The sequence below is a fragment of the Myxococcota bacterium genome (genome assembly GCA_039030075.1).
GTDB lineage: Bacteria > Myxococcota_A > UBA9160 > UBA9160 > SMWR01 > JAHEJV01.
Genome location: JBCCEW010000006.1, coordinates 76,964 through 89,421 on the forward strand (window position 1 = coordinate 76,964; position 12,458 = coordinate 89,421).

Here is a 12,458-nt window from a genome sequence, read left to right on the forward strand (position 1 = left end):
AGACCATGGCCGATTCTTCAGCGCCGAACCCGCCCAACGATTTCATCCGCAGCATCATCGCCGCGGATCTCGCGGCGGGAAAGAACGGGGGCCGCGTCGTGACGCGCTTCCCCCCCGAGCCGAACGGCTATCTCCACATCGGTCACGCGAAGTCGATCTGTCTGAACTTCGGCGTCGCGGGCGAGAACGAGGGGGTCTGCCACCTCCGCTTCGACGATACGAACCCGACGGCCGAGGAAGTCGAGTACGTCGATTCGATCCGCGACGACGTTCGCTGGCTCGGGTTCGACTGGGGCGATCACCAGTACTACGCCTCCAACTACTTCGAGCCGCTGCATGCCTTCGCCGTCCAGCTGATCGAGAAGGGGAAGGCCTACGTCTGCGATCTCTCGAGCGAAGAGATCGCGGCGCGTCGCGGCTCGCTCACCGAGCCCGGCGAGAACAGTCCCTACCGCGATCGCTCCGTGGAGGAGAACCTCGACCTCTTCGCCCGCATGAAGGCTGGCGAGTTCGACAACGGCGAGCGCACGCTGCGCGCGAAGATCGACATGGGGTCGCCGAACCTGACGCTGCGCGATCCGATCCTCTACCGCGTGCACAAGCATCCGCACCACCGCACCGGGGACGCGTGGTGCATCTACCCGATGTACGACTTCGCGCACTGTCTTTCGGATTCGATCGAGGGCATCACCCACTCGCTCTGCACCCTCGAGTTCGTCGACCACCGCGCGCTCTACGACTGGATCCTCGACGAGCTGGACGTCGAGTGTCACCCGCAGCAGATCGAGTTCGCGCGCCTGAATCTCTCGCACACCGTGATGAGCAAGCGCGTACTGCGCAGCCTCGTCGAGCAGGGGCACGTGCGCGGCTGGGACGATCCGCGCATGCCGACGATCTCGGGGATCCGCCGGCGCGGCTACCCGCCGACGGCGATGCGGCGCTTTTGCACCGAGGTGGGCATCGCGAAGCGCGACAACACCATCCAGCTGGCGCGCCTGGAGGCGTCGGTCCGCGAAGAGCTGAATCGCACGGCGCCGCGCCGCATGGCGGTGTTGCGCCCGCTGAAGCTGGTGATCGAGAACTACCCCGAGGGCCAGAGCGAGACGCTCACGGCGATCAACAACCCCGAGGACCCGTCCGCGGGCACCCGAGAGGTTCCCTTCTCACGCGAGATCTACATCGAGCGCGAGGACTTCCTCGAGGATCCGCCGAAGAAGTTCTTCCGACTCGCGCCCGGTCGCGAGGTGCGCTTGCGCTACGCCTACTTCGTCACCTGTACCGAGGTCGTGAAGGACGCGGAGGGCGAGATCGTCGAGCTTCGCTGCACGTACGATCCCGAGACCCGCGGCGGCGATGCGCCGGACGGACGCAAGGTGAAGGGGACGCTCCACTGGGTGTCGGCGGAGCATGCGATTCCGGCCGAGGTGCGCCTCTACGAGACGCTCTTCAGCGTCGAGAACCCGATGGACGTGCCCGAGGGCGAGGACTTCACGGTCCACCTGAACCCGAACTCGCTTGAGGTCCTCGAGGAGGCGCGACTCGAGCCGGCGCTTGCCGCTCCCGAAGTCGGGCGCCGCGTGCAGTTCGAACGCCACGGCTACTTCTGCGCCGATCCCGATTCCACCGGTGACACGGCGGTCTGGAACCGCGCGGTCACGCTCCGCGACACCTGGGCCAAGGTGAAGGGCAAAGGGAAGTAGGGATCAGACCCCGGGCATCGGGGACTGGGTCGTCTGGCGGCAATCGGCCTCGACCCGCAGCTGGGTCTGGCCCGTCGCGGGGGCAGCGTCGTCGGCCTGGACGTGTACGGCACCGCTCCAACGGAGCTTCCCACCCGCGAAGGGAGCGTCGAATTCTTCGACGCTGCGCCAGCGTCGCTCTCCGTCGGTGAACTGGATCGGTCCGCGCTGGTAGTGGCTGCCCTTGCTGGTGACGTGGAGGGTCGGTTCGCGGCGGTCCGGACCCTGTCGCGCGCTCAGCGTCCAGACGTCGCGAACGCTCGGCCCGGCGAACGTCTCGCAGCGGGTGATCGTGAGCTCGAAGCGCTCGCCGTCGACCTCGACGACCGCGGTGCCCTTTGGACCGTGTTCCGCGAGGAACGCGGAGCGGGCGCGGTCGGCTTCGGCCTGGCGGTTCTGATTCTCCTGGCGCGCCGCGCCCCCCAGCATCTGCTCGAGCTGTTGCGCTTGCTTCGGATCCATCCCCTGCGCCTTCAGCATCTCCATCGCGCGCTTCAGCTCTTCCGCCTGCTCGGCAGAGAGACCGTCGCTGCCCGACTGGGCCGCGCTCGGGAGCGGGGCAAGAATCAGAAACACGCTGAGCAGAGCAATCGCCACAGGGGTACGCATCGAGGTCTCCTTCGGTGGGCCCGTCCGTGAGCCCGGACGTCAGGAAACCCCATCGCAGGTCGAACCCCTGTGTTGCAGTTCACAGCGGTTTCTGCAGCGGCGCGCAACCGCGCGGGGAGGATCAGCCGATCGAGTTCGCGTAGTGGTCGAGGATCGGCAGGATCTTGTCGCGGGGCGCGGGCGGTAGGCCGAGCACCACCCGGTTCGCGCCCGCATCCTGGTAGCGGCTCCAGTCGTCGACCGCCGCGCCGTAGATCGAGACCTCGCCCGGCCCGCGGCCGGCTTCCTCGGCGAGCTTCCGGTACTCGGGGATCTGGGTGACGAGTTCGTCGTCGCGACCGCCGATCGGGATCCAGCCATTGCCATAGCGGGCGGCGCGCTTCGCGCCGCCGGGGAAGGCGCCACCGACGTGGATCGGCGGGTGCGGCTTCTGCACCGGCTTCGGCCACATGAAGATCGGATCGAAGTCGACGCGCTTCCCGTGATACTCGGCCTCTTCCCCGGTCCAGATCGCCTGCATGGCTTCGATGCGCTCGCGCATCAGGCCGAAGCGCCCCTCGAAGGGCGTGCCGTGGTTGTTCATCTCTTCTTCGTTCCAGCCGGCGCCGATGCCGAACAGGAAGCGTCCCTGGGAGATGACGTCGAGCGAGGCCACCTCTTTCGCGGTGTGGATCGGGTCGCGCTGGATGACCAGGCAGATGCCCGTGGCGAGCTTGATGCGTTGGGTCACGGCCGCTGCGGCAGAGAGCGCCACGAAGGGGTCGAGCGAGTCGTAGTACATCTTCGGCAGCTCGGCGCCGCCGGGCCACGGCGACTTCCGCGACGTCGGAATGTGGGAGTGCTCGGCCACCCACAGCGACTCGAGCCCGCGGTTCTCGGCCTCGAGGGCGAGCTCCGGGAGCGGGATGGCGTAGTCGGTCGGGAAGATCATGATGCCGGTGTGCATCGGGGCCTCCGTGGCGGTTTGGCGGCGCGCGGTTCGGCGCTCATCCTAGACCGCGGTGGCAGGCTTTGGGTAGCCGCGACTACCGTCGCCAGCGAGGAGGCCACGAAGAATCGACATGGCGGCGCGAGACCCGGTGATCGTGGGCGTTGGACTCTCCGACTATCCGAAGGCGCCCGACCTCTCCGCCGTGGGCCATCACGCCCAGGCGCTACAGCGCGCGCTCGCCGACTGTGGCCTGGAGAAGTCGGCGATCGACGGCTTCCTCTCGACGGGTGGCATGGCGCCCGGGGACGATCCCGTCACCCTCGCCGAGACGCTCGGCATCGAGCACCGCTTCATCGACGGGACGATGGTCGGCGGATCCTCCTTCGAGTTCCACGTGCAGCACGCGGTCGCTGCGCTGCGCGCCGGGCTGTGTGAGACCGCCGCCATCACCTACGGGTCCGACTACCTCTCGCGCATGGGGCGCGCCCTGGGTACGGGCGGTGGGCGCGGCGGTCGTCGCGTCGGCGGACCGATGCAGTTCGACGCTCCTTATGGCAACTCGCTGGTGGGCGCCTACGCGATGGTGGCCCAGCGCCATATGTACGAGTTCGGCACCACCTCGGAGCAGCTGGCGGAGATCGCCGTCGGCGTCCGCGAGTACGCGGGCCTCAATCCGAACGCGCTCTACCGCGATCCGATCGGCGTCGAGGATGTGCTCGGTTCGCGCATGATCGCCGACCCGCTTCACAAGCTCGACTGCTGCGTGGTGTCGGACGGGGGCGGTGCGTTGATCCTGACCACCGAAGAACGCGCCCGTGATCTGCGCCAACCCGCCGTGTCGGTGCTCGGCGCCGCTGGCGGGATGACCCACTGGAACATCCACCAGATGGGCGACTTCACCCGCTCCGCCGCCGCGCGCTGCGCGCCCGAAGCCTTCGACCAGGCGGGGCTCACGCCGGCGGACGTCGACGTGCTCCAGTTCTACGACAGCTTCACCATCACGGTCCTGATGCTGCTCGAGGACGCGGGATTCTGCGCGAAGGGGGAGGGTGGCCCCTACGTCGCCGAGGGGTTCCTGCGGCGTGGCGGTCGCCATCCCTTGAACACCGACGGTGGCGGGCTCTCGAGCTGTCACCCGGGCATGCGCGGGGTCTTCTTGCTGATCGAGTCGGTGCGACAGCTGCGCGGACAGGCGGGCGAGGCCCAGGTGCCCGACTGCGACGTCGCGCTCGCGATCGGGTCGGGTGGCTGGCTGTCGGCGATCGGGGCGGTGCTGCTCGGACGCGGAGGGAACGCTTGATGGAAGTCGTGAAGGGCGTCGACTGGCAGAAGCCTCTGCCCGAGCCCGATCCGCTCTACAGCGTCTTCTGGGAGGCGGCCGGCGAGGGACGGCTGCTCTACCAGCTGTGTCCGAACTGCGGTCATCGCCAGTTCTACCCCCGTCCCCTGTGTCTCGCCTGCGGCGCCGACCCGGAGTGGGCCGAGGCGTCGGGCGTCGGCGAGGTCTACACCTACACCGTGGTACGACAGTTCGGCGCGCCGCCCTTCAAGGACGAGCTGCCCTACGTCGTTGCGATGATCGCGCTCCCGGAAGGGGTGCAGATGCTCGGGAGCATCACCGATTGCGATGTCGACGCCGTGCGGATCGGCCTGCCGGTCGAGGCTTACGCGATCGCCGCCGGTGACGGGATCGGCATTCCGTTTTGGCGCCTGCGCTAGGCCGACGCCTCAGCGCGCGGGCGCGCCCTGGGCGTTCAAGAGACCGAGCAGCTCCGAGAGGAACTCGGTCTGGCGCAGCACTCCTTCCCCCGAGAAGGGGTCGATGCCGAGCAACTCGCGGTGGAGCGGCGCCATCGTCGCGTAGCCCAGGATCAGCGAGTGGAAGCCGGTCACCACCCAGGGCAGGAGTGCCGGGTTCTTCTGAACGATCGCGTTCTTCTCGTGGGAGAGGAGCCGCGCCCGTTCGAAGAAGGGTCGGTACCAGCGGGCCAGCAAGAGCTCGAGCTGTTCGCCGCCGGCGAGCGTCGCGTACTGCAGGATCCGCGCGAGGTGCGGGTTGCGCGCGTGGAAGGCGACCTCGCGGGCAAGGCTGGCTTCGAGGTCGGGCTGCTCGACCGCGTCGTCGAGCAGCGCGAGGAACGGATCGAGGAGTCGCTCGAGCACGGCCTCGTAGAGCGCCCACTTGCTCGCGAAGTGGTTGTAGATGCCCTGAGGTCGGATCCCGACCCGATCCGCGATCTCGCCCAGGGAAGCGGCGTCGTAGCCCCGCTCGGCGAAGGCAGCTTCGGCCGCGTCGAGGATCCGCTCGGAGGTTCGCTTTCGCACCCGGTCAGGCTACCCGGACGGCCCGGAAGTTACCAGTTGACAACCATTCACAAAATCTCCTATTCAACTGGTTCCTCTAATTTTTTCGGCACCTCCAACCGCGGGAGCCCGCGCATGCCCGAAGCCGCTTCGAACCCGCTCCGCAGCGGTCCCGCCACGGCCCTGCCGGCCGCCGCCGTGCCGTCCTGGGATGCCACGGACGATGTCCTGATCGTGGGGCTCGGTGCCGCTGGCGCGTGCGCCGCCATCGAGGCGGGTCGGGCGGGCGCCCGGGTGCGGGTGCTCGAGCGCGCGGGCGGGGGCGGAGGCACCACCGCCGCCTCGGACGGGATGATGTACTTCGGCGGGGGAACCTCCCTGCAGCGCGCCTGCGGCTTCGAGGACAGCGTCGACGCGATGGTCGACTACCTGATGGCCTCGTGCGGTCCCGAGCCCGACGAAGCGCGCATCCGCGCCTACTGCGAGGCGAGCGTGGAGCACGTCGATTGGCTGGTGGAGCTCGGCGTCCCCTTCAAGGCCGAGTTCTACCCCCTGCGCATGCTGTCGCCCGGCGAGGAAGGCCTGACCTACTCGGGCAACGAGCTCGTCCATCCGTTTCGCGACCTGGCGAAACCCGCGCCGCGCGCCCACATGCCGCAGAAGGAAGGACAGGCCGGTGCCTTCCTGATGCAGACGCTGATGGCGGCCGCCGAGTCTTCTGGTGCGACGATCGAGGCGAACACTCTGTGCGAACGTCTCATCGTCGACGAAGCCGGCCGGGTCGTCGGCGTGCACGCCATCGTCGCGGGTGAGCCCCGCCACTACCGCGCCGAACGCGGCGTGGTGCTGTGCGCGGGCGGCTTCATCAACAACAAGGACATGATCCGCCAGTACGCACCGGCGCTGCGCAAGGCACGGTTCCGCGCCAGCACCGAGGGCGACGACGGGCGCGGCATCCGCATGGGTATGGGCGCTGGCGGCGCCGCCATCCGCATGCACATGGGTTCGGTAACGCTGCCCTTCTACCCGCCAAAGCAGCTCATGCAGGGCATCTTCGTCAACAAGTACGGGCAGCGCTTCATGCCCGAGGACGTCTATCAGGGGCGAGCCGGCGAGGTTGCCCTGCTTCAGCAGGGCGGCGAGGTCTGGCTGATCCTCGACGACGAGAGCTTCGAGCGCCCCGTTTTCGCCGGCGGTGAGATCCACGCCGCCGAGACCGTGGAAGAACTCGAGACGGAACTCGGCTTCGCCGCCGGGACTCTCCAGTCCACCGTCGCGCTCTACAACGAGAACGCGGCGCGGGGCGAGGATCCCGTCTTCCACAAGTCAACCGAGTACGTGAAGCCGCTGGCAACGCCGCCCTTCGGCGCGATCGATCTCTCCTGGGACAAGGCGATCTACGCCGCCTTCACCCTCGGTGGGCTCTCCACCGACACGGAGGCGCGCGTGCTCGACGCCGACGGCGCGCCGATCGCCGGACTGTGGGCCGCCGGTCGGACCGCCGCTTCGATCTCTTCGCCCGGGTACAGCAGCGGGACGTCGATCGGAGAAGCGCAGATCTTCGGTCGCATCGCAGGGCGCGGCGCCGCAGCCGCATGAACGGGCGGGGCCGCCCGTCCCGCCTCACAGGAGTCGACATCGATGGTCCAGTACCACCCCTTCATGGACGAGGTCCGCTTCGGCGACCCCTATCCGGTCTACGAGCGCATCCGCGCCGAAGAGCCCATCTACTATGTCGAGGAGTACGACTGTTGGTTCTTGTCGCGTTTCGAGGACATCTGGCGCGCCGGTCCCGACTTCAAGCACTTCACGGCCACTGAAGGGACCACACCGCTGCATCTGTTGACGAAGGACACGCCACTGAACTTGTCCTTCGCGAGCATGGACCCGCCCCAGCACTCGAAGTACCGCGCCCAGGTCGCGTCGCTCTTCAAGCCGGGAGCGGTGAAGCGCGTGGAGTCGGACTTGCGCCCGATCGTCACCGAGCTCGTCGACGCGATCGTCGAGCGTGGCCGCTGCGATTTCGTGCAGGACCTGGCTGCCCAGGTATCGGTGCGGGGCGCGCTCTCGACGATCGGTCTGCCGCTCGAGCTCGCCGACCAGGCGCTCGGTTGGGTGAACGGGATCTTCTTCCGCCGCGACGATCACTGGGGCTCCACCGAGAAGAGTGACGAGGCCGGCAAGGAGATGTTCTTCACGATCCTCGACCACGTGAAGGCGCTGCGGAAGAACCCGGGCCAGGCGAAGGGCGTCCTGGAGCTCGTGATGAACACCGACGTCGATGGCGACAAGATGGACGACTTCCGTCTCGCTTCGCTGGCGAGCGTGATTCTCATCGGGGGCACCGACACGCTGCCGAAGGCGCTCGCGGCGACGCTCTACCGGCTCTGGCAGCACCCCGACCAGCGCGCGCAGCTGGCCGGCGACCTCAGCCTCGCCCAGGACGCCTTCCTCGAGGGTCTGCGTCTCGATACGCCGACCCAGCATCTGGGCCGCACCGTCACCGCCGAGGTCGAGTTCGGTGGGCACGTCTTCAAGCCCGGCCAGAAGTGCATGTTCATGTGGGCGTCCGCCAACCGCGACGAAGCCGAATTCGAGGCGCCGACCGAGTACCGCATGCTGCGCCGCCCGCCGCGGATGCTCGCCTTCGGCCACGGCGTCCACATGTGCCTCGGCAAGCACGTCGCGCTGATGGAGGCGCGGATCACCCTCGAAGAAGTCATGCGACGTCTCCCCGAGTACGAGATCGACGAGGCGGGGGCCGTGCGCAACCGCACCGAGTTCGTGCAGGGGTGGCTGGAGCTGCCGGCGACCTTCTAGGGGTTTCGCGTCAGGGTCCGCTCGACACCGACGGCGGAGCCGGGGACGTGAAGCCCCCCACGTAGGTTCCCTGGTGGCCGCGCGCGAGCCAGACCGATCCGCCTTCCGTCACGGCGAGGGCCGCCACGTCGCGCAGGGCGAGCTCACGGAACGAAGTCACCTGGCGCCAGGCGCCGGCGAACCGCGTCACCAGTCCGCGTCGGTCGCTGATCGCGAAGGCGCCGGTGGCGAGGGGCGCCAGCGCCGTGACGCGTTCGCCCCGCAGCGACCAGTGCACCTCACCGCTGGCGTCGACCTCGGCAAGGCCGTCGTCGGTTCCGATCCAGGCACTCGCTTCCGGACCCAGCGCGAGACACAGCACGTCCGGCGTGGTTCCCGTGGAGCGCCAGATCGCCCGCCAACCGGCCGCGTCGTAGCGCCACACCCGACCTCCGCTCGCAGCGAGGACGCCGGCCTCGGGGTCGGCGGCGAAGGCATCGACGGCAGCGAGGGTCGGGAGCGGCACGCGCATCCAGATGCCTTCGGGGCCGACGCGCCAGAGCGAATCGCTCACCACCCAACGGTCGTCACCGAAGCTCGCGATCGCGCGGATCGGTCCCTTCGGACCCCGGCCCACCGAGCTTCGCGGCAGCCAGGCGGAGTCCTGCCGTTCGAAGACCGCGCCCTGCTCGGTGCCGAGCCAGAGCGCTCCTCGCGGGTCGACATGGATGGCGGTGAAGCGACCTGCGCGCGCGCGTCCGTCGGAATCGGGGAGGGCGATCCTGCGGCTCTCCCCGCCGTCGGGATCGAGTCGTTCGACGCCGCGTCGCGACACAGTGACCACGCCGCCGCCGGGCTGCTTCGTCAGCAACGCCGCGGGGCTCGGGCTCACCCGCTCGAAGATCCGGCGCAGCGGCTGCTCCGGCAGGTCGAGGTCAGGGGACGCCGGGGCGTCGAGTTTCCCGACCGAGGCCATGCCGAGCAGCAGACACCCCATTCCCCATGCGATTCCAGTCGCCGATCCGGGCCACGCCATGGGCACCTCCAGCGCGGGGGGTCGGTACCCGTATCGGCAGCTCGGCGGGCGGCATTGAGGGCTGCTAACCATCCGATCTGGAGGGGGTTTTTCGCTGTTCCCGCGGCGGCGGCCGGGGCGGGCTAGCCGCAGGGCGGTCCGACGTAGCGGGCGCGCGGCCGGATCAGCCGCGCGTCGGCCCCCTGCTCGAGCAGGTGCGCGATCCAGCCGGCGCTGCGCGCGATCCCGACGAGCGCGAGGGCGGCACCACTCGGGAGCCCCAGTCCGCGCCGAAGCGCGACGGTGGCGAAGTCGATGTTCGGCGCGCGCCCGATCAGGCGTTGGCTCTCGGCGCCGATCGCCGCCGCGAGATCGGCTTCCGCGTTGGATCCGCCGGCCGCGGCCAGCTGCGCGGACAGCGCGACCGCACGCGGGTCCCCGTCGGCGTAGAGCGGATGCCCGAAGCCGGGCAGGCGCTCGCCGCGTCGCAAGCGCGCGGCGAGGACCTCGGCCGCCCGCTCGGGTCGCCCGACCTCCTCGAAGAGGGCTTCGACGCGTTCGGTCATGCCCCCGTGCAGCACACCGCGTAGCGCGGACAAGCCGGCCACCACGGCCGCGTAGGCGCTGGCTCCCGCCGACGTCACGCAACGCACCGTGAAGGTGCTCACATTGAGTTCGTGGTCGGCCCAGAGGATCAACGCGGCTTCGATCACTTCCCGCGCCGCGCGTCGACGGGGTGCCCAGGCGAGCTGGAGCCGTTTGGCGATCCCCGTTTCGGGGCTGGCCGTCTGGCGGCCCGTCGCCACACCCGTCACGAGCTCGAGAATGTGGGCCCCGTGTCGACGCAACAGAGACACGTCGCGCGTGTAGCCGGTCGCGTCTTCGGCCGCCGCTGCCAGCAGCACGCTCGCGAACGCCTCGAGCGGGGGAAGATGGTCGAGCGCCTGGCGTCGCTTCCAGGCCGAGGGCCAGCTGCGCCCGCTCTCGGGCAGGCCGGCGTCGAGCGGAAGGCCCCAGAGCCAGCCGGCGACCTGTTCGAAGCGGTGGGAACGCGCGAGGGCCGTCGCATCGCGGCCGCGGTAGAAGAGGCGTCCCGCGTCGATGCGGGTGATCGCGCTCTCGAGAACGGGAGCGCCGAAGTGCAGGGTTTCCTGGGCCGCCTTGGCCGGATCGCGGCGCGCCTCGCGACGCTGCTGCAGTCGTTCGATGTCCGAGGCGTCGTAGCGCCGGGCACGCGTCCCGGGCTGGGCCTCGGAGCGGATCAAGCCCCGGCTGACGTAGGCGTAGAGAGTGTCCCGGCGGACACCGAGGCGCCGGGCCGCCTCGGCCGCGTCGAGCCAGGCGCCGCCCGCGGGCGAGAGGTTCTGCTCCATTACTTGATTTAATCATCAAGATTGACAATATTCAAGCATCGATCTAGCTCTCTCGGTGCGCGCCAACGCCCGGGAGGACTTCATGCAACAACCGCCCCAGCAGTTCCCGCTCTCGCGCGGGCTCGAAAACGTCGCCATCGCCGAGACCCGCCTCTCACGGGTGGACGGCGATGCCGGCGAGCTCGTCATCGGGGGGTACGCGCTCGAAGAGCTGGCGTCCCGGGCCGAGTTCGAGGAGACGCTCTTCCTGCTCTGGAACGACCGGTTGCCCACGCTGGCCGAGCTGGCGGGTTTGCACGGGGAGCTCGCCTCCCGGCGCGCCTTGCCCGCGCCGACGCTGGCGCTGCTCGAGGCGGCGGCCGCGGCCGATGTCGCGCCGATGGATGCGCTGCGGATGGCGATCGGCAGTCTGGGGGTGGGCGAGCCCGCATTGCACGCCACCGAGCTCCAGGCCGAGCCGAACCCGGCGAACCAACAGCGCGCGCTGCGGCTCGTGGCCGCGGTTCCCACCGCCGTCGCCGCCTTTGCCCGGCTGCAGCGGGGCGTTGCACCGGTGGCTCCGGATCCGTCGCTCGGACACGCTGCGAACTACCTGTGGATGTTGAACGGTGAGCCGCCGAAGCCCGAAGTGGTTCGCGCCCTCGGTACGTACCTGAACACGGCCGTCGACCACGGAATGAACGCATCGACGTTCACCGCGCGGGTCGTCACGAGCACGCGCTCCGACATCGGCTCCGCGATCGTGGCGGCACTCGGAGCCCTGAAGGGTCCGCTCCACGGCGGGGCTCCGGGCCCCGCTCTCGACATGGTGATCCACCTGCAAGAGGAGGCGGAGCGCAGCGGGGAGTCCCTCGATTCGCTGGCCGAGCGATGGGTGCACGACGCGCTCGACGCGGGACGCCGCATCATGGGATTCGGCCATCGCGTCTACCGAGTGCGGGACCCGCGCGCCGATGTGCTCGGGGCGGCGGTGGATCGCCTGTTCCCCGACCCGGCGGCCGCCTCCCTGCCTCGGGCGGCCCGCGAAGTAGAGGCCGTAGTCCTGCGCGTGCTGGCCGAGCGCAAGCCCGACCGTCCGCTCCAGACGAACGTCGAGTTCTACACGGCGCTGCTCCTGGCGGGCATCGGACTGCCGACGCCGCTCTTCACGCCGACCTTCGCGGTGGCGCGGGTGGTGGGCTGGACGGCCCACGTGCTCGAACAGATCGAGGAAGATCGACTGATTCGTCCGCGGGTCCACTACGCGGGCGAACTCGGCCGGCGCTGGCTTTCGCCCGACGAGCGGGCCGCGTAGGCCGTTCGCAGGAAGCGTCGCCCGTTCGAGAGACCTCTCGGGCAAGGCCCGAGCGTCGTCTGGACCGCGCCCATGGTCGGAATCCGACGCCGTAGGGTCCCCCTCGGCCCGGATCGGCCTCCACCGACGGGGGTCGGCCTCGGCTTCCCCCGGACCCTCCGGGCGAGTAGCATCCCGCCGCCGCGCGAGCCCTGCCTCGGGGTCCGGTGACTCGGGTCACAGCGCCCGTCAGCGGGATCACCGAGACCCGCGTGGGGGCTGACCAGCGGCGGAGTACGGGGGAGACGTGGGTTTCGGCGAGTACACCCATGCGAGTGGGCGAGGCGGCTGCGGGCGAAGGGTCCGGGCGCGTCGGCCGGTGGCGTGGGCCACAGCGATCGCAGCCCTCGGCTTT

At 69.6% G+C, this 12,458-nt stretch carries 11 protein-coding genes; 6 read left to right on the forward strand and 5 right to left on the reverse strand.

Translation table 11 applies throughout. The annotated features are described in order from the left end of the window. The first annotated feature begins 5 nt into the window (after window positions 1-5). Complete coding sequence (locus AAF430_08380) at window positions 6-1,700, forward strand: glutamine--tRNA ligase/YqeY domain fusion protein (protein ID MEM7410234.1); 1,695 nt, start codon at window positions 6-8, stop codon at window positions 1,698-1,700. A 3-nt stretch (window positions 1,701-1,703) separates the two neighbouring features. On the opposite strand, the gene AAF430_08385 is transcribed toward AAF430_08380, so the two are convergent. Further along, window positions 1,704-2,348 (reverse strand): hypothetical protein, encoded by a 645-nt coding sequence (locus AAF430_08385; protein ID MEM7410235.1) that lies wholly within the window; start codon window positions 2,346-2,348, stop codon window positions 1,704-1,706. A 121-nt stretch (window positions 2,349-2,469) separates the two neighbouring features. Continuing rightward, window positions 2,470-3,294 carry an LLM class F420-dependent oxidoreductase gene (locus tag AAF430_08390; protein MEM7410236.1) on the reverse strand — a complete coding sequence of 275 codons (825 nt, stop codon included), beginning with the start codon at window positions 3,292-3,294 and terminating at the stop codon, window positions 2,470-2,472. A gap of 115 nt (window positions 3,295-3,409) precedes the next feature. On the opposite strand from AAF430_08390, the gene AAF430_08395 reads away from it, so the two are divergent. Together AAF430_08395 and AAF430_08400 are read left to right on the forward strand one after the other, a co-directional pair. Beyond that, entirely contained in the window at window positions 3,410-4,579 is a 1,170-nt protein-coding gene (locus AAF430_08395; GenBank protein ID MEM7410237.1) for an acetyl-CoA acetyltransferase, read from the forward strand. Next, window positions 4,579-4,998: a Zn-ribbon domain-containing OB-fold protein gene (locus AAF430_08400; GenBank protein MEM7410238.1), complete on the forward strand. Its 420-nt coding sequence runs from the start codon at window positions 4,579-4,581 to the stop codon at window positions 4,996-4,998. Before AAF430_08395 ends, AAF430_08400 begins: the two co-directional genes overlap by 1 nt. Before the next feature lie 9 nt (window positions 4,999-5,007). Here the strand turns inward: AAF430_08400 and AAF430_08405 are convergent, their stop codons facing one another. Next, the gene (locus AAF430_08405; GenBank protein MEM7410239.1) at window positions 5,008-5,604 is read right to left on the reverse strand and encodes a TetR/AcrR family transcriptional regulator; all 597 of its coding nucleotides are present in this window, start codon (window positions 5,602-5,604) and stop codon (window positions 5,008-5,010) included. A gap of 114 nt (window positions 5,605-5,718) precedes the next feature. Between AAF430_08405 and AAF430_08410 the strand changes: the two genes are divergently transcribed. Together AAF430_08410 and AAF430_08415 are read left to right on the forward strand one after the other, a co-directional pair. Next, a complete protein-coding gene (locus AAF430_08410) occupies window positions 5,719-7,182 on the forward strand; it encodes an FAD-dependent oxidoreductase (GenBank protein ID MEM7410240.1) in 1,464 nt (487 codons plus the stop codon). A gap of 42 nt (window positions 7,183-7,224) precedes the next feature. Then, window positions 7,225-8,403 carry a cytochrome P450 gene (locus tag AAF430_08415; GenBank protein MEM7410241.1) on the forward strand — a complete coding sequence of 393 codons (1,179 nt, stop codon included), beginning with the start codon at window positions 7,225-7,227 and terminating at the stop codon, window positions 8,401-8,403. 10 nt (window positions 8,404-8,413) lie between these two features. Here the strand turns inward: AAF430_08415 and AAF430_08420 are convergent, their stop codons facing one another. After that, entirely contained in the window at window positions 8,414-9,418 is a 1,005-nt protein-coding gene (locus tag AAF430_08420) for a hypothetical protein (protein ID MEM7410242.1), read from the reverse strand. 122 nt (window positions 9,419-9,540) lie between these two features. Continuing rightward, window positions 9,541-10,770 carry a citrate synthase family protein gene (locus AAF430_08425; GenBank protein MEM7410243.1) on the reverse strand — a complete coding sequence of 410 codons (1,230 nt, stop codon included), beginning with the start codon at window positions 10,768-10,770 and terminating at the stop codon, window positions 9,541-9,543. A gap of 82 nt (window positions 10,771-10,852) precedes the next feature. Here AAF430_08425 and AAF430_08430 point away from each other — a divergent pair, with 82 nt between their 5' ends. After that, window positions 10,853-12,064 carry a citrate synthase gene (locus tag AAF430_08430; GenBank protein MEM7410244.1) on the forward strand — a complete coding sequence of 404 codons (1,212 nt, stop codon included), beginning with the start codon at window positions 10,853-10,855 and terminating at the stop codon, window positions 12,062-12,064. Window positions 12,065-12,458 lie beyond the last annotated feature (394 nt).

What these genes read in the sequence shown, in the direction of transcription:
- AAF430_08415 (MEM7410241.1), top strand. Translation starts at nt 7,225, where the DNA reads ATGGTCCAGTACCACCCCTTCATGGACGAGGTCCGCTTCGGCGACCCC.
- AAF430_08385 (MEM7410235.1), bottom strand. Translation starts at nt 2,348, where the DNA reads ATGCGTACCCCTGTGGCGATTGCTCTGCTCAGCGTGTTTCTGATTCTT.
- AAF430_08430 (MEM7410244.1), top strand. Translation starts at nt 10,853, where the DNA reads ATGCAACAACCGCCCCAGCAGTTCCCGCTCTCGCGCGGGCTCGAAAAC.
- AAF430_08425 (MEM7410243.1), bottom strand. Translation starts at nt 10,770, where the DNA reads ATGGAGCAGAACCTCTCGCCCGCGGGCGGCGCCTGGCTCGACGCGGCC.
- AAF430_08395 (MEM7410237.1), top strand. Translation starts at nt 3,410, where the DNA reads ATGGCGGCGCGAGACCCGGTGATCGTGGGCGTTGGACTCTCCGACTAT.
- AAF430_08390 (MEM7410236.1), bottom strand. Translation starts at nt 3,294, where the DNA reads ATGCACACCGGCATCATGATCTTCCCGACCGACTACGCCATCCCGCTC.
- AAF430_08420 (MEM7410242.1), bottom strand. Translation starts at nt 9,418, where the DNA reads ATGGCGTGGCCCGGATCGGCGACTGGAATCGCATGGGGAATGGGGTGT.
- AAF430_08410 (MEM7410240.1), top strand. Translation starts at nt 5,719, where the DNA reads ATGCCCGAAGCCGCTTCGAACCCGCTCCGCAGCGGTCCCGCCACGGCC.
- AAF430_08400 (MEM7410238.1), top strand. Translation starts at nt 4,579, where the DNA reads ATGGAAGTCGTGAAGGGCGTCGACTGGCAGAAGCCTCTGCCCGAGCCC.
- AAF430_08380 (MEM7410234.1), top strand. Translation starts at nt 6, where the DNA reads ATGGCCGATTCTTCAGCGCCGAACCCGCCCAACGATTTCATCCGCAGC.